This is a genomic window from Wolbachia endosymbiont (group B) of Limnophora tigrina (assembly GCF_964263235.1).
In the GTDB taxonomy this organism is placed as follows: Bacteria; Pseudomonadota; Alphaproteobacteria; order Rickettsiales; family Anaplasmataceae; genus Wolbachia.
In genome coordinates this window covers 1,182,066-1,199,847 of sequence record NZ_OZ181655.1, presented here as the reverse complement: position 1 = coordinate 1,199,847, position 17,782 = coordinate 1,182,066, and the positions used below count along the sequence as shown (strand labels likewise).

13 protein-coding genes and 1 pseudogene are annotated in these 17,782 nt (G+C 35.3%); 5 read left to right on the top strand and 9 right to left on the bottom strand.

Going from position 1 to position 17,782, the window contains the following annotated elements; genetic code table 11:
* Positions 1 to 109: 109 nt before the first annotated feature.
* A complete protein-coding gene (locus ACE38O_RS05930; protein ID WP_374698594.1) occupies positions 110 to 847 on the bottom strand; it encodes a hypothetical protein in 738 nt (245 codons plus the stop codon).
* Between the two features lie 240 nt (positions 848 to 1,087).
* The gene (locus tag ACE38O_RS05925; RefSeq protein ID WP_374698593.1) at positions 1,088 to 1,684 is read right to left on the bottom strand and encodes a hypothetical protein; all 597 of its coding nucleotides are present in this window, start codon (positions 1,682 to 1,684) and stop codon (positions 1,088 to 1,090) included.
* A gap of 152 nt (positions 1,685 to 1,836) precedes the next feature.
* On the opposite strand from ACE38O_RS05925, the gene ACE38O_RS05920 reads away from it, so the two are divergent.
* Complete coding sequence (locus ACE38O_RS05920) at positions 1,837 to 2,445, top strand: superoxide dismutase (protein ID WP_374698592.1); 609 nt, start codon at positions 1,837 to 1,839, stop codon at positions 2,443 to 2,445.
* Position 2,446: 1 nt separating this feature from the next.
* The gene (locus ACE38O_RS05915; protein WP_374698591.1) at positions 2,447 to 3,718 is read left to right on the top strand and encodes a M16 family metallopeptidase; all 1,272 of its coding nucleotides are present in this window, start codon (positions 2,447 to 2,449) and stop codon (positions 3,716 to 3,718) included.
* A 122-nt stretch (positions 3,719 to 3,840) separates the two neighbouring features.
* On the opposite strand, the gene ACE38O_RS05910 is transcribed toward ACE38O_RS05915, so the two are convergent.
* The 3 genes from ACE38O_RS05910 to nuoE form a co-directional block, all read right to left on the bottom strand.
* Positions 3,841 to 5,838: a hypothetical protein gene (locus ACE38O_RS05910; RefSeq protein WP_374698590.1), complete on the bottom strand. Its 1,998-nt coding sequence runs from the start codon at positions 5,836 to 5,838 to the stop codon at positions 3,841 to 3,843.
* A gap of 143 nt (positions 5,839 to 5,981) precedes the next feature.
* Positions 5,982 to 7,199, bottom strand: coding sequence for a tRNA guanosine(34) transglycosylase Tgt (gene tgt, locus ACE38O_RS05905; protein WP_374698589.1), 1,218 nt, complete (start codon positions 7,197 to 7,199; stop codon positions 5,982 to 5,984).
* A complete protein-coding gene (gene nuoE, locus ACE38O_RS05900) occupies positions 7,200 to 7,700 on the bottom strand; it encodes an NADH-quinone oxidoreductase subunit NuoE (protein WP_374698588.1) in 501 nt (166 codons plus the stop codon).
* Between the two features lie 274 nt (positions 7,701 to 7,974).
* Here nuoE and ACE38O_RS05895 point away from each other — a divergent pair, with 274 nt between their 5' ends.
* Complete coding sequence (locus ACE38O_RS05895) at positions 7,975 to 8,172, top strand: hypothetical protein (protein ID WP_374698587.1); 198 nt, start codon at positions 7,975 to 7,977, stop codon at positions 8,170 to 8,172.
* 252 nt (positions 8,173 to 8,424) lie between these two features.
* Complete coding sequence (locus ACE38O_RS05890) at positions 8,425 to 8,739, top strand: hypothetical protein (RefSeq protein ID WP_374698586.1); 315 nt, start codon at positions 8,425 to 8,427, stop codon at positions 8,737 to 8,739.
* 10 nt (positions 8,740 to 8,749) lie between these two features.
* On the opposite strand, the pseudogene ACE38O_RS05885 reads toward ACE38O_RS05890, so the two are convergent.
* From ACE38O_RS05885 to ACE38O_RS05875, 3 genes and pseudogenes are all read right to left on the bottom strand, one after another.
* Positions 8,750 to 9,838 (bottom strand): annotated as a pseudogene (locus ACE38O_RS05885) (IS481 family transposase).
* A gap of 817 nt (positions 9,839 to 10,655) precedes the next feature.
* Positions 10,656 to 11,948, bottom strand: a complete 1,293-nt coding sequence (locus tag ACE38O_RS05880) for a cbb3-type cytochrome c oxidase subunit I (protein WP_374698585.1) — start codon at positions 11,946 to 11,948, stop codon at positions 10,656 to 10,658.
* Positions 11,941 to 13,236, bottom strand: coding sequence for a Na+/H+ antiporter NhaC family protein (locus ACE38O_RS05875; RefSeq protein ID WP_374698584.1), 1,296 nt, complete (start codon positions 13,234 to 13,236; stop codon positions 11,941 to 11,943). Before ACE38O_RS05875 ends, ACE38O_RS05880 begins: the two co-directional genes overlap by 8 nt.
* A 409-nt stretch (positions 13,237 to 13,645) precedes the next feature.
* Here ACE38O_RS05875 and ACE38O_RS05870 point away from each other — a divergent pair, with 409 nt between their 5' ends.
* Positions 13,646 to 15,310, top strand: coding sequence for an ABC transporter ATP-binding protein (locus tag ACE38O_RS05870; protein ID WP_374698583.1), 1,665 nt, complete (start codon positions 13,646 to 13,648; stop codon positions 15,308 to 15,310).
* 12 nt (positions 15,311 to 15,322) lie between these two features.
* On the opposite strand, the gene lon is transcribed toward ACE38O_RS05870, so the two are convergent.
* Positions 15,323 to 17,776 carry an endopeptidase La gene (gene lon / locus ACE38O_RS05865; protein WP_374698582.1) on the bottom strand — a complete coding sequence of 818 codons (2,454 nt, stop codon included), beginning with the start codon at positions 17,774 to 17,776 and terminating at the stop codon, positions 15,323 to 15,325.
* Between the last annotated feature and the right edge of the window lie 6 nt (positions 17,777 to 17,782).

The window sequence follows — 17,782 nt, the reverse complement described above, 5'->3', positions numbered from 1 at the left end:
ACTGCAAAGTTAACTTCTATAACTAAAAGATTTACCGACAACCGTCATTCCGCTACGTGTTAGCGCCGCGGCGGTATGACGTAGGAAAACCTGCACTAGCTATACTAAGCTAATTGTCATCTCCAAATATAGAGCTAATTTTTTTGCCCCCAGGAGAAAATTTATTAGTCCAACTGCTTTGCACTTTGGTTACGTCTTTAGTGGCGGTTTTATTGCTGTATTCCTTGATTTCCTTATCTATTCTATCCATCATTTGTGGATCCAGGCAGCTCTTTTTCCATTGATAAGTAGCAAGGAACACTTTGTTTAAATCTTGAGTGCGAATTAAGTATTCTTTATCCTTAGGATAAACCTCTTGTGCCCAAGCAAATAGCTCAAAATAGCGTGCAAACAATTCAGATGCGCGTGACTTTGCAGTTTGATAAGCTTGTATCTCCTTAAATATAACTTGGCTAATAATTTTCTGCACAAGAACATTTGCTTGCCTTAAATTCTGCTCAATATCCTGGTAAACCTTATGGAGAAATTCCTGCTCTAGGCTCAAGTTAAGCTCATTTTCAACCATATGTGAAAGTTCATGCACTATAATGTACGGGTTTGACCTTCTTAGCACAATAACATACCTATTTACACCAGAAGACCTGATTGTCTTACACATTCCCTCTTCCATATCCACTAACCCCTCTTGATATATCTCAAACGAAAGCCTATTTTGCTTGATTAGTGATAAAGTGAGGTTTAATGTGTTTCTAAACTTCTCAAATTGATAGAGATACTCAATATATTGTATTGCATTTTCACTGCTTCCTACTTTAGTCGCTTGTTTGATTAAATTCCTGATTAGCATGCCTTATTATTAAAGGAATTTTTTTTATATCAAGGATTGATTGGCTGCAAAGTGTTTTTAGGAAATCTCATTGCATAGCTAAAGTAATTCAGGTTTACTGATAACCTTCATCCTGCTGCTTGTCAGCGGGATCTATGGTGAGATACCGCGAATGAATCGTGGTATGACGTCTGGCCTGCACCCCTGAGATTCACAAATACAAAATGCCCATGGCTAGATGTTAAAGCCATATTGTGCAGATTAGCTTGCAGTAACAGTATTTTCATGGTGGTTAGCAGCTTTAGTCTTTGCGTCACTAAACTTACTTGCCACTTTATCAACAGCCCAAACCAGTGGTGTAATAGTTAATGCGGCAGTCCAGATGACAGTTGAGATAATGCAAGATAGAGCTAAACTTAAGAATTTAGCGAGAGGTTCACCATGTGTTTCTGCGTTGCCCTGCAAATTATTGGCATACTCTACAAGAGATTTTGGACCGTCTGTTTCTTTTAGATGTGAAAACAATTTGTATGGCAAATACGTAACATACGCAAACCCTGTATAGAGCACAAGTAATAAGTTTGCAATATTAGCATGATCTAGATTATACTCTTTACCGTAAACTCTTTTACTTCTTCTCCCCAGACACATTGTTGGAGTGTCGAAATCATAATTTACTCCTACAATCATATCCTTGATTGGCCCTAAAGCACTATCAATATAGTATACAGATTTATAGAAGCTATTTTGTGGAACTCTACTGTTATCACTTTTTTTTATAGCAGGAATAGTACTATACTTAACATATTTCTGGAAATTCCCATATGTTTTTTTAAGACTTTCATATACATCTGACATCTTTACCCTCGAAAATTATATAATAATCATTATTGTGATATAAAACTTAGAATAATACAATAGATACCTAAATGTTTTAGCTATTAATTATATGTTGCACAAAAACACATATTACCATACCATCCAAGTAGGTCAAAAATAAGGAGATTGTCATGAGTTTTACTTTACCTGAATTACCATATGATAAAACAGCTTTAGAGCCTTACATATCTGCAAAAACCTTAGATTTTCATTATGATAAGCACCATAAAGGATATTTAAATAAACTCAACGAGCTGGTTGAAAATACAGATTATCAACATGTGAAAATTGAGGAAATAATAACAAAAGTGCATGGTAATAGCGATAAAGTTCCCATATTTAATAACGCAGCGCAAGTTTGGAACCACACTTTTTATTGGAATTCAATGAAGAAGAATGGTGGTGGTAAACCTAAAGATGATGGTTTTCTGGCAAAAAAAATTCAAGATGATATCGGTGGTTTTGATAAGTTTTGTGGGGAATTTGCCAATCATGGAGTAAGCCAATTTGGTAGTGGATGGGTATGGTTAGTGCTCGAAAAAGGAAAGCTCAAAATCACCAAAACTCCAAATGCAGATTTGCCATTAATTTATGGCCAAGTTCCATTACTCACTATGGATGTCTGGGAGCACGCCTATTATTTAGATTGTCAAAATCATAGAATTGACTACATAAAAGTTTTCCTTGACTATTTGATTAATTGGGATTTTGCAGAAGAAAATTTAAAAAAGAATACATAAGATGAATACACCTCAGGTAACAAAATTAGATAATAGTCTGCGCATAATAACTGAGCAGGTGCGTGATGTTGATTCCGTAGCTTTAAGCATACGAGTTGGTGTTGGCAGTAGAGCGGAAAGTGCAAATCAAAATGGAATATCCCATTTTCTAGAACACATGGCTTTCAAAGGAACAAAGACAAGAACTGCGTTTAAAATTGCAAAAGCTTTTGACGACATAGGTGGGGTCTTTAACGCTAGTACCGGTAGGGAAAGCACCACCTATTATGCAAAAGTTCTCAAGAAAGATATAAAAACTGGTATTGATATATTAATGGATATATTAATAAACTCTGCGTTTCCAAAAGATGAATTGGAACGTGAAAAGGGCGTTGTAATACAAGAGATTTTTCAAACTAATGATTCACCGAGTGACATTATTTTCGATAAATATTTTGAGGCAGCTTATAAAGATCAACCATTTGGTAAGTCAATTTTAGGTACGCAAGATACGGTAAAATCGTTTACTCGAGAAGATCTAAATAACTACATACATGAGCATTACTTTGGCGAGAATATGCTATTTGCTGTTGCAGGAAATGTTGAGCATGAGGAAGTTGCTCAGTTAACTAAAGATTTTCTCTCAAAGATTCATTCTAAAAAGCTGAAAAAAAGCCAAAATGCGAGCTGTACTGGTGGTGAGTATTTAGAACATCGTAAATTAGATCAGGTACACTTGCTAATTGGTCTGCCTAGTGTTTCTCGCTATGACGATAAATATCACACATTTCAAGTGCTTGATTCTATACTGGGCAGCGGGATGTCATCACGTCTATTCCAGGAAGTTAGAGAAAAGCAGGGGCTGGCTTACTCTGTCTATTCTTTTAATTCCAGCTATACTGATACAGGAATGCTTTCCATTTTTGCTGGCACAGATAGTAGTAACTTAGATAAGCTTTTAAAATCCATCACGGCGGAGTTGAAAAAGTTGTCTACGGATGATCTGAAGGAAGAAGAAGTAAATAGAGTGAAGGAACGAGTAAAGTCTCAAATTCTGATGTCCCGCGAAAGTGTTAGCTCACGTGCTGAAACATTGGGGCACTACTACGGTAACTATAATAGGTACATCAGTAAAAATGAATTAATAGAAAAAATTAGTGCAGTTACCACTGCTAACGTAAAAAAAGCAGCAAAAGAATTGTTATCTCAGCATGAAAAAACCACTCTAGCTGCAATTGGAGAAATTAAATCATTACCAAGTTACGATAAAGTGGTTTCTATGCTTAAAGCTTAGCGCATTCTATTATATTGATTTGGCTGCTTTACAATATAATTTAGCACAGTGATTAAAGAAGTGTAAAGTTGAAACAATGTGCCATGAACCGGATATGCAAGAAATTATACGAATCTTTGACCTCATCTTTCAATAATATTATTATTTCTATTTTGCGTAACTTTTTCCGTATAATTTTTAGGAGGTACTGTTGGTGCAAGTGGTTTTTTGCTTACAGGGTTTAAGTCTATACCTTTCTTTTGCCGATGATAGTTCTGTGCTTCTTGAACGGTCTGATGTGTAGGCTCTCCACCATTATAGTTTCCTCTCACAGAATTTGAGTTTATGTCTTTCTTTTGCGGAGGATAATTCGATGCCTCTTTACGAGTCTGAAATATAGGCTCCCCATCATTATAGTTTCCTCTCACAGAGTTTGAGTTTATGTCTTTCTTTTGCGGAGGATAGTTCCGTGCTTCTTGAACGGTTTGATGTGTAGGCTCTCCATCATTATAGTTTGAGTTTATATTTTCCTTTTGCGAACCAGCGTTCAATAATTTCGATATCTCTCGCCCTAGCTGATCACCTTTATAATTATTGTTAAGATCTTTGACTTTCTCTTTTTTCTCGATTATTTGAGCTAAGGACTCGACAATAATATCTTTGTTTATTCTTGAAGCATCTATTGGCTTACTTCCTTTGACAGTAATTTCACTACTTCCTTGCTTACTACTTACATTATAGCCCTGCCCTTCAATTTTTGTTGCCACTTCTCTTCTAAATAAATTGCAAATAGCATTTATTACCTCTTGAATACAATCTTGAAAAAAAGCTTTGATTGCCTTGAATTCTTGTGCTAAGGAAACGATTTGAATATGTGCGTATTTTTTACCTGGTGATAACTCTTCAGCATTCTGGTGTATAGATTCTATTTGCTGAGGGTCAAGCATCATTGCATGACGTTTTGAGCGTGTTGGGTTTGCTTGTGTTTCGGATGACGACATGTCCTTAATATCTTGTTTTTTATTCTCACCATCAGCAACCATACCATCACTTGATTTCCTTTTTTTAGGAGGCAATGGTGGTCGATTTTCATTGTTCTGATATATGGATTCTTTTTTCCTAAGATTTTCGTTTTTGTTATCATTAAGCGCCTTATCATGTAACTCTGTGAATTGACTAAAATTATCTTGTATTATCTGCTGAACGTCTATTGGTTTACTTCCTTCAACAGTAATCCCACTTTTTCTTTCCTCACTACTCACACTATAGCCTTGCTTTTTGATTGCTTCCATTACTTGTTTTTTAAAAGCATCTTGAACATTATGTATCTCTTTTTTTGATCTAACACCATCTTCATTCAGAAGAAGCCTAATTTCTTTCATTTCTTCTTTTAAGGAGATGGTGCTTTTATTAGCTGTAGCATATAGTGATTCTTCTTTCCTTAAATTTTCATAAATTGGTTCTTGCACCAAGCTGGTATTGATAAATTTTTGTACCTTTCTTAGATAATCAACATTTTTATCCTCTTTAGGCACTTGCGCACCTTCAAATTTGATTTTTTGTATCTCTTCAATACTCAGCCCATTTTTTTTAAGCCATTCCTCTCTTTTACTCATTGATGCAACAAACTCATTAATCTTTTGAATATTTTTTACATCGTCATCAACTAGCATGACAGTTTTTGGCAACTCACCATGTTTATCCTTATACTCCACAATTGCCTTACAGATGTGTAAATTTTTTCCAACTTGATTTTTTTGTTCTTTGAGATCTTTTGGAAGCTCATTATCATAATCTCCTGGAAACCCACCAAATACAGAAATACCGCCTGCTTGTTCTTTAGATAAACCCAAATGATTCTCTACAACCCTTCTCACAGCGTCTGAATATCCTGTGTAGGATGCAATATTAACTTCCATTCCGCTTGAAAGCGCAGATAGCAGTGCAGACTTTAGCCCCTCTTCATTTTTTATTCCGTCTGTGTTTTCTAGAAAATCTTTTATATTGTGATCAGTCACTGCACCTTCCGCAGCAGAATTAAAATCACTTTTTCCTAACCTAGAAAAAGTATTATGCATGTGTCCATTAGTGATAGTGTTATCAAAATCAAATATTAATAGGGTATTATTTCCTTTAGCCATATCTTCACCTCTAATCCTTACAAATCATATGGGTAGAGACTAACATTAATAGATTAATTATTTATTATAACCTTTCTAATTAATAGTGTGATAAATAAAGTAAATATAACAAGAAGTAAAAATCAACGGCATAAAGAAAAGACTTAAAGAGAGGCCAAATCAAAGTGCAATGGTATTTCACTAATCCAATTATTTTTCTCTTGATCTAGCCTATCATCCAATATTGCCTGCCTTATAGATGCCATTAACTTATTCATGAAGAAAACGTTATGAATGGTAACGAGTGTGTAAGCCAGGAGCTCTTTAGCTTTCAGTAAATGGTGTATATAAGCTCTTGAATGCTTTCTGCAGGTAAAACATAAGCAGTCACTTTCAATTGGGTTATTGTCCAGCTCGAATTGTTGATTTCGCAAATTAATATGCTCTTTGCACTTTGAAGAAATAGAATCTCTATTTTTTACTTTAATAAGCGCACCACCATGCCTTGCTAAACGGGTTGGATGCACGCAATCAAACGTATCAATTCCAAGACTAACTCCGCGAAAGATGTCCACAATTCCACCAATACCAAGCAAATGAGTAGGCCTATCTTTTTTCAGATGGTCCATAGTGAAAGAAACTACATCGTACATCTGCTCTTTACTTTGACCAAGTGATCCACCTATTGCTTGACCAAAAAATGGCAAATCGTTAATAAAATTACAACTTTCTCTACGTAAATCTTGATATATTCCGCCTTGACTAATTCCATACAGTACCTGCTTGCCATTATTGTTTTTTTCAAATTCATTTAAAGAACGTTCAGCCCATTTGTGGCTCATGAGCATTGATTTTGCTGTGTATTCTTTGCTTATGTGAAATGGAGTACATTCATCTAAGACTAAGATTAAATCTGCACCTAGTTTCTGTTGAATTTGTATAGACTTTTCAGGAGTCAAGCAATAAGTTTTACCATTAATGTAAGAACGAAAAATTGCCCCATCCTCATTAATTTTGATCAGAGTTTTTTGTTTTTTTCTTATTCCTTTTATCTCTTCCGAAACTGATCCGTGCCCTAAGCTAAATATCTGATATCCACCTGAGTCAGTTAGCATTGGCCCATTCCATCCCATCATCTTGTGCAAACCACCAAGTTTTGCAACAGTATTCTCTCCTGGTTGAAGCATTAGGTGATAGGTGTTGGAAAGTATTATCTGAGTACCTGCTTCACTAATTCTCTCGATATCTGCAGCTTTAATTGCAGCTTTTGTTGCACAGAATATAAAAGCTGGTGTTTCTACGCTTCCATTTGGAGTTTTAATTGTTCCAACTTTTGCAGAACCTGATTGCTTGATTATCTTGAATGCAAATTCTTCTTTCATCTATTTGCCTGAAAGTTCTGTTATGATGTTTTCTACTTTCTCAGGAGTAAGATTTTCATAGAAGTCATTATTGATCTGCACAACGGGAGCATTAACGCATGCACCAAGACATTCAACCTCTTTTAAAGTGAACAAATTATCTTTAGTAGTCTCACCGATATTGATTCCAAGTTCCTTTTTAAAGGTATTTAAAACTTCTTCACTATTGCACAACCAGCAAGGAGTTGTTCTACAAATTTGTATTAGATATTTGCCTACTGGTTTTAAATTATACATGGTGTAAAAATTTGCCACTTCATATACACGAATATGTGGAATATGCAGCATATCAGCAACATAACGCATAGCAGATTCAGAAACCCATCCGCATTGCTCTTGAACCAGGTATAGTAAAGGCATGACAGCGCTTCCTTCTCTACCTTTGGGATACATCTCTATAAACTTTTCTGCTTTCTTGAGGTTTTCTGATATAAAACTAAACTGCTTTTCTTTTTCTGTCATTCGTGAGACTCGTGTAAATTTCAACAGATTATATCTGAAGGGCTAATAATTGCAATTGTTGGTTTCTTGAGAAATAGCGTTTTGCAGTATCATACTATCTATGGAGTGGTATTGCTTATCCACCCAGTTTGCGAATTCTTTACTGCTACTCATTTCTCATATTTCGCTTTGCAGATTATAAAGGTATTAATTTTTTAATTTTAGTTAAAATTTTCATTGACATTAACACCAGGGGTAATCATAATAGCATTTTATTGATATTTTAAATAAAATTATGTCCATATTAAGAAGATTACTCGGGATCAACTCAAATACACCGGAAGTTAAAGAAGCGATAGGTTTTAACCCAGCAAACGTAGGATTAATTGAAGGAAATGGAATCGCTTATGGACTCAGCTATCAAGATAATGGTAATGGGAGCAGTAAAGTAAAATTACTTATTAGTCCATTATATCAATCAAAAACATACTAATGGGGTACAAATATCAGCGTAGCAAATGAATTCAAAGATCAATTATCTCTCACATTAATAGAAGATTCAGCTGAAATAGATAAAGTTGGAGTTATCTTTCCTGAAGAGGGAATTGGCGAAGAAGGAGAAAAATACGTTAAAGGCTTATCTTTTAACACTTACGGAATCAAGCAATCAATCAACGTACCTTCAGTTGAACATTTAGATAAAAGAAAATTACAAAAGAATATTAATAATAATAGTCCTGCAAATGTGGGCAATAGTTACTTTCAACCAAGAGCAGCAAAGGTTGATAATGGTGACGTGATTGTAATCGCTCATAACTTAAAGGATCAAACTTTAGTTTCTTGGTACTTAAAGTCAGGCAAGAGCGGGAAATTTAAAGTATTGGATGAAAAACAACGTTTCACAGAAAGAAAATTATTGAAGTTTGATAATCCTGGACAATTGGCATTAAATGGAAACACGATGCTTTATGTGCAAGTGAGCAAAAGGATTACTAAGGAGAATCAAGAGGTAAGAAAAACACGTATTTTTAAATTTTGTAAAAGACAAGATTTAATGTGACAGACAAGAATTAACTGACAGAAGAATTGAGGTAGTCAAAACTAATATCAGGCTCTTGTTTAATGCTACCAATGTTTTTCTGAAAAGCAATATATTTACTATCAAAAAACGTTTGCATAGGTGTTTTGCCATAGCAATACTTACCCGAGTGAGGCCTTGTCTCATTATAAGAACGCAACCAATAATCAACATCAATCTGTAGATCTTCCAAAGAATTGTAGATTTTCTTTCTAAAGATAATATTGTAACACTCATCTTGCATGGTTCTATGAAATCTTTCACATATGCCATTGGTTTGTGGAGAGTTGGCTTTGGTTCTAGAATGATCGATATTTTCGATTCCCAAATATAACTGATAAGCGTGATTTTCTGGCTTGCCACAATACTCTGTACCCCTATCAGTTAGAATGCGTAATAATGGAATTTTCTGCTCATCAAAAAATGGAATAACTCTATCGTTGAGGAGGTCTGCAGCTGTAATAGCTGTTCTGTCCGTGTAAAGTTTAACCATTGCAACTCTCGAATAAGTATCAACAAAAGTCTGCTGATAAATTAGCCCTATACCTTTGATATTGCCCACATAATAGGTATCTTGAGAACCCAAATAACCTGGATGTTGTGTCTCAATTTCACCATGAGCTTCCCTTTGTTCTTTAACTTTTTCTAAAGCTGTAAGTTGTTCTTCAGTTAAAATGATTCCTTCTTAAGCTACTTTTGTCTCTAGCGCTTTAAGTCTCTTTTTGAGAGTTTCAAGGTCATTTCTTAGCCATACAGACCTTACTCCTCCCTGAGAAATTATTATACCTCTTTTTCTCAGTTCATTTGCAGCTCTTTCTTGCCCATATGCTGGAAATTCTGTTGCTATACCAATCACTGCTCTTTCTATATCGTCGGAAACTCTGTTCGCTAATAGCGGTTTTTTCTTACTTATTTCATGTAATGCTTCCTCTCCTCCATTTTCATATAACTCCTTAAACCGATAAAATGTATCTCTTGAGTATCCCATCACTTTGCATGCTTGAGATACATTTCCTAGTTGTTTTGCTAGCTCTAATAACCCTAGCTTTGGTTTTAGTATTTTTGTTTGTATTGTACTCATTTCTAACACTCCTTTCTTTTATTATTTTATAACTTACTTATTTTAAGTGTCAGATCAAGTCCTATTTAATACATTTCAGAAAAATCTCCTCCTCTTTCAAAAGGATGAGTAATCTTATAATAAGCAGCGGGACGACAGCAATCCTACGTCATACCGCCGCGGTATCTCAGCCGGCTAACAAGTAGCGGGATGACGAGCTTATCGTCATCCCACCATGAACCGTTATACCGCGATTCATTCGCGGTATCTCTTAGCATAGATCCCGCTAACACGTAGCGGGATGATGAGGTTATCGTCATGCCACCGCGAACCGTCATACCGCGATTCATTCGCGGTATCTCATCCGCTAACACGTAGCGGGATGACGGTTGTCAGGGTAGCTGTCATCCCAGTGCCCTGACTACTTGGATCCAGAAAACTTAACTTTAAATAAGTGGCTGCATAATAAACCAGCGTCACGCGCTGACCATTTTCGGTCTCTTAAATTGCTTTAGCTACAAACATTAAGAAATTTACCAAAGAAAAAAAAGGCAAAGAAATCCCGTGGTGCGAGTTTTGACCCTATAATAATTTAAACTGGCGCTGTAATAATGTGCTGATGCTTAGTTTAAACGCGGTTTGGCTGAATGTAGAAAAAATTTAAAAGACATGCAGCCGCTATAATTTTATGTAATCCGCCAAAAAATACCCTAAGTTTTTTACTGAATTTTGTCATTGAGCCTGCAGGTCAAAAACAAGTTTTGAGTCATAAATACCCTTATTGTCATAACAAGGGGGCTGGCGGAGTTTGTCAAGGAAGTTTTTTCGTTTCTATGGGTTAGTTGGTACGCGCTTTGCCTTTTAACAGATGTAAAAGCACAATTATTACGAACAACATTCCACCAATAACTGATATAGCTCCACCCGCAATAAAACAAGCACGTGCCAACATTGATGAAATACTTGGCAGATCTGCAACTTTTCTTAAGGCACCATATCCACCAAGCCAAACAAGGCCAGTAATATGGAGAAAATGCCCCACACTGTACGCATAAATCTGTAATCTTACCATGGAACTTTTTACCTCTTTAAAGTTTAATTTAGGTAACAGCCAATAAATGAAATTCATAAAAGCTATAGTGATCCCAACTACAGAACCATGATAATGAGCGGGAATGGTGACATTTCCTTCAATAGTCAGCACTCCAAGCACATCTCCATAAATGAACAATAAAAATGAATGTAATAAATAGTTGCTTTTATCATTAGTAAAAGTCCTGATGTTGCAGCACACTAATATTATCAAAAAGCACGGCAAAACTGCTCCAGCAATTCTCATATGCCAAGTAAAAAACTGTATTAACTTGGCGCTATCAATTGGATAAACAAAATATACAAACGGTGCACCTATAGCCAAAATCGTGTTTATAAACAGCGGTAAAATAGTAATTTTATTGCTTGAAGCTAAACTAACATCACTGATTATTAAATACACTAAAAACATTCCTTGAGTAAAAGCAAACTGCAATAAATGTCCGCCTCCCCAAAAGAGATATTCGTAAAATAAATTCTTATCTGAGTGATATAGACCTGGAGGCATATTTTGATATGCTAAAACAAAGCAAAGAAATGACGAAACAAGTGTAATAACCAGCCCAACTTGCCCCACAGAGAGAAATGAAACCTCTTTTTTTGATGTGTATGCTAGCATTGCATTTACTAATATACTGGTGGTAAACAAACCAAGACCAAATAAGAATAATTTGTTTTGTAACACGGGAATATAGTTACTTTTGATAACTTCAGTGTTTGGAACGAATGCGGATATAAACATGAGCAGCATAGAAAGGGTTGATAGAACCCATGAAAGGCTAAACCAATTATTGGTGTTTTGCAGATTTATAATAAAGAGTAGAGATATTATAGAGCACATCCACACCAAAATTGACAAGTTCACGTGTATCACCAGCGCATTATCAAAGATATATTGTGCAGAAGGAACAAGAGAGGAGATAAAAGGCAATCGTAAAAAAATAACAATTATTGACAACAATCCAGAGCAAGCAAGGGCACATACTGCTAAGAATATCCATCTTTTACAAAGTGAAGTATTGTCTTGTATGTTAAGCACAATCTTTTTTCTCAATTTTGTTCAATACAATATATAACACTGCAATAATACCTAAAACATAGCAATAGTATACGTGTGGCACAACTGCCAAAGGTGAAACTCCAGCAATAGTGCTAGCCAAAAGCAATTGAGCGCCATACGGTATTAATCCTTGAAATACACAAGAAAATATGCCTAGCCATGCTGCACTATAGTGAGGCGGTATTTCATATTTCTTAGCAATATCTCTAGCAATTTCACCACTAAAAATTATAGCGATGGTGTTATTTGCAAGTAAAATATCAAATATGCTGACTATTTTTGCAATAAATAATTGCGCAGTTTTTTGTCCACCATGTTGTATCATAACCCAAGATGAAAGTTTATCTGCAAACTCCTTAGAATTTTTACCTACCAGTCCTGAAAGTCCGCCAACCATCAATGACAGTAGCATAATTTCATGCATACTCATAAACCCTTTGGTGATGTTTTGGCTTAAAAACAATAACCCATAATTGTTGTTATTTATAAATCCAATGATTCCAGCAAAAGTTATGCTTAAAACCAATGCCGTAAATACATTGATTCCAAAGTTTGCAAGCAATATAAGTATGATGTAAGGAGCCACAAGCAATAAAGAATACTCCTTAACTGAAATAGCAGCACTATTGCTTGAGCTATAAAATAATATAATTATTGTGAATATAGAAGCAATTAGTGCCACTTTTGCATTCAGTTTTAATTTTTTCTTTATGTCAGCCTTTTGAGACATCACAGATACAATTGTAGTATCAGAGATAATAGATAAATTGTCGCCAAACATTGCTCCTCCTACAACGGTTGCAACTCCTAAGGAAGGAGAAATCCCAGCTTGTGTCAGTTCAACTGCAATAGGAGCAATTGTTGCAATGGTACCCATTGATGTACCAATAGCAGTGGAGATGAAAGCTGCTACAAAAAATAATCCTATGAGTAAAAATTGTGTTGGTATAAATGAAAGAGCCAAATTAACTGTGGCATCAGCACTACCGATTGCTTTAGTTACTTCACTGAATGCACCTGCAAGTAAAAAAATGATGCACATAGTGATAATATTACGATCTCTTACCCCATCTAGAAAGGCATACATTTTTTCTTCAGTATTGCCCTTGTATAAAACCCAACCCAGAGCTATGGCAGGAACAATGGCTACCAGTGGAGATAACTGATAAAAAGCATTTGACACGCCAAGAACAGTAAAATATATACCACTTCCTACAAAAAGAAATAGGAACAGTAAAATAGGCAAAAAATTTGTAAGATAAAACATACCTCTACTCTAGCTCTGATAAATGCAAATCAACTATGATATAATTTATATTATTATAAACCACAGTTAGCACCTTGACCAATGTTTTTCTAGAAAGCAATCTACCAGAAAAGGTTTCCATGAAAAGGACTATTATAATATGATTGTTATCATCTACTTGAATTAAACTGGGAGATAGAATAAGTAAAAAATATGAATGACATAACAACAAAGCAAGTCATATCCTTATGGGATGCACAAGTTGGTGGATTTTTGCCAAAGAAAAAGGAAAGTGAAGGAATTGAATGTTCAAATGAATCATCAGCTACCTAAAACTTTATATTCTTTCATCTGGCATTTTTTGAAGCCATACAAATTATCAGTCTCGATTTTTGTCTCCCTTGCAATCTTTGCGGGGTTTTGGGGACCATTGAACAGCATACTGATTAAGAACATCATCAACCTTCTACCACATGTGCAGAATGGAGATATTTCAATTTTAATATTACCATCAAGCCTGATTGTCGTGAATTTTATCGTATTTGATAATTTCACTTGGAGAGGAATTGGTTATATACGCTGTAGATTTATTCCTGTTGTTATTAATAGTGTCATTGGAAAAGTGATGGATCATGTACTCGGAAAATCTAATCAATTTTATCAGGATAATTTATCAGGAAAAATTTCAAGACAAATTACTAATCTAGCAGATGGAATTGAAATTCTGATAAGCAGAGTTGCACCGAATTTCTTAAGAGGAGCTTCATTGTTGTTGGCTGCTTTCGTAGCTGCTTACTCTGTAAATTCTGTATTTTATTTCATATTGGTTGTCTGGTTCATATTCTTTGCAAGTGCAAGCATTATGATGTCACGAAAGCTTATTTCGCTGTCTGATGTTCAAGCTAAAGAAGAATCGATAGTGATAGGTGAGCTGGTTGATTCTCTATCTAATCAAAGTAATGTCAGAAATTTTTCTAGAAAGTCTTATGAAAATTCAAGAATGATTCCATTCTTGTGTAATCAGCAAAAAGCGTATACAGCAACCTATTTTTACTCATTTATCATGCACTCCATACAAGGAGGATTAATAGCCATTATGATGGCTTCTTCTGCTTGTTTTCTAATTTATCTTTACAGCAAAAACTTAGTGGCTATAGGTGATTTTGCTTTAATATTAGGTTTATCGATGGAAACAGGACATATGATGTGGTTTACCATGTCAGAGGTCGATGAATTCAATAAAGCAGTCGGTAGATGTAAGCAAAGTTTAATTTCATTAATGATACATTTCGAAATTCAGGATAAACCTGATGCAGTTTCTCTCAAATGTAATAGTGGGCAAATCACTTTTAATAATGTCAAATTCCATTACGATGGTACCGAACCTCTTTTCCAGAATAAATCAATCACTATCAAAGCTGGACAGAAGGTAGGACTTGTTGGTTATTCTGGTGGTGGTAAATCTACTTTTGTGAACCTGATATTAAGGCTTTACGATGTAACTGATGGTGCAATTCTCATAGATGATCAAGATATTTGTAATGTTACGCAGGATTCTTTGCGTGCAAAAATCGCAATGATCCCACAAGATCCATCGCTTTTTCATAGGACTTTGATGGAGAATATTCGCTATGGAAAAACAAATGCTAGCGATGATGAAGTAATTGAAGCGGCAAAAAAAGCACATGCTCATGAGTTTATTTCAAAATCACCCCAAGACTATGATTCACTCGTTGGTGAAAGAGGTGTGAAACTTTCTGGTGGACAACGTCAACGGATTGCAATTGCAAGAGCTATTTTAAAAAATGCTCCTATATTAATTCTGGATGAAGCAACTTCACAACTTGATTCTGTGACTGAAAGTAATATTCAAGAATCTCTATGGGAGTTGATGCAAGATAAAACTACAATAGTAATAGCCCACCGCCTATCTACGCTTTTGCATATGGATCGCATTTTAGTGTTTGATCAAGGCAAGATTGTAGAAGATGGCACGCATCAGGAACTTCTTGATAAAAATGGAATATATAAAACTCTGTGGGATGCACAAGTTGGTGGATTTTTGCCGGACAAAAGAGAAATGGAGATTGTATAATATCTTCTTAATCTAATGCTTCAATGTTTCCGACATAGGAAAAGTATCATCTTTATTTTCTATAGAGGAAGGTATACTATTTTGATTATCATCACCATCAATTGGAGTAGTAGGGTGCATTAAAGCAACTTTCATAACTTCATCAATATTCTTAGCAAAAACTACGTTGATCCCCTCTTTGATGCTTGCAGGAATTTCTTGCATATCTTTCTCATTTTCACTTGGTATAATCACAGTTTTGATTGATCCTCTGAGCGCTGCAAGCAATTTTTCTCTCAAGCCCCCAATAGCTAAAACTCTACCACGCAATGTCACTTCGCCTGTCATAGCAACATTTTTGTTAACTGGTATATTTGTCATAAGAGAAACAATAGACGTACATACCGCGCCGCCAGCAGAAGGGCCATCTTTTGGTACAGCACCCTCAGGTACATGCAAATGTATATCATTATTTTGGAATTTTTCGGGATTTATACCAAAAAACAAACAATTTGATCGAGTATAACTATACGCAGCTTTTATAGATTCTTGCATAACCTCTCCAAGCTTTCCTGTGTATTTTATTTCTCCCTTGCCTGGAATTAGTACTGATTCTATCATTAAAATATCACCACCTGTTTCAGTATAGGCGAGCCCAGTTACTACTCCCACTAAACTCTCATTTTCTGCAATACCAAAGGTATATTTACGTACCCCTAAATAATCTTGTAAATTGTCAACCCCTACGGATATTTTCTTATTTTTATCAGTCAATATTTCTTTAACTGCCTTTCTCATGAGCTTTGCAAGCTCCCTCTCCATACTCCGCACACCACTCTCACGTGTATATAAACGTATCAATTCATATAGCGCCTCATTAGTTATGCTCCACTCCTTCTGATGCAAACCATGCTCCTTCTTTAACTTCGGAATAAGGTGGTGTGTAGCAATACTGATTTTTTCATCTTCAGTATACCCGGACAATTGTATAATTTCCATCCTATCACGCAAAGGATGTGGCAAATTTAAGCTGTTTGCCGTAGCTACAAACATTACACTTGAAAGATCAAACTCAACTTCCAAGTAATGATCCGTAAAGTGTTTATTGTGCTCAGTATCTAAAACCTCAAGTAATGCAGATGCAGGATCGCCACGCGAATCAGAACCCATCTTATCTATTTCATCAAGCAGAAAAAGCGGGTTGCATGAATTAGCTTTTTTCATGTGTTGAATGATTTTACCAGGCATTGAGCCAATATAAGTTTTCCTATGTCCTCGTATCTCAGACTCATCACGCACACCACCAAGAGCTATGCGAACAAAATCTCTTCCTACTGCTCCTGCCATAGACTTAGCTAAAGAAGTTTTACCAACACCTGGCGGTCCAACCAAGCAAAGTATAGGACCTTTTATCTCTTTTACTCTTTTTAATACCGCTAAAAATTCTATTATTCTATCTTTTACTTTCTCTATGCCATAATGATTTTCATCTAAGATTTTTTTAGCTGCATTTAAGTTAATTTTTGCATCTTTGTACTTTCCCCACGGCAAATCAAGCAACCAATGCAAGTAACTAGATATAACTGTAGCCTCAGGAGAAATGGGATTCATTTTCTTGTATCTCTTCAAATCAGTTATAGCTTTCTCTCTTGCTTCCTGAGAAAGCTTTGTTTCATTTATCTTTTTTTCAAATTCATTGAGTATATTCCCTTCATCACCATTCTCAAATTCGCCTAATTCTTTCTGTATAGCTTTCAATTGCTCGTTAAGGTAGTAAACTTTCTGAGTGCTTTCAACTTGCGATTTAATTGTCTTATATAAACGGTTTTGTGCGTTCAAAATACTTATTTCTCTCTCAATAAAAACAAAAGCTTTTTTTAAACGCTCTTTTGGGTCATAAGCCTCAAGTATGCTTTGTTTATCCGATACTTTTATATTTAAATGTGAAGCTACCGTATCTACAAGTTGATCAACTTCTTTGATTTGATCAATGGGGTTAATGGCAACTTCAGGCTGATTTTTCTTGTTTAGCTTACACCAGCTATCGAACGCGTCTATAACAGATCGCCTTAAAGCTTCTAAATCAATATTGTCTTCATCTTCTTTATAATGATTGTCTAACTCTACCCTGGCTTGTAATAAAGTATGAGAGCTAATATATTCTACAACTTTTCCCCTTCTTATCCCCCGGATTATAACTTTTACTGCATTGTCAGGCAATTTTATTAATGGTTGTATAATGTTTGCTAACACACCTACTTCATAAAGATCTTCAGGCTTTGGATTATCAACAGAGCCTTCTTTCTGTGCTACAAGAAAAATCTCATTTTGGTGACTACTACTACTTGTTGCATATTCTAGTGCATTAACAGATTTTTCTCTGCCTATGAATAAAGGCACCATTATATTTGGAAAAATTACTACATCTCTTAAAGGTAATACTGGCAATGCAGTAAAACTAGAGCTCACAGCACGTTCAATGTTCATAATATA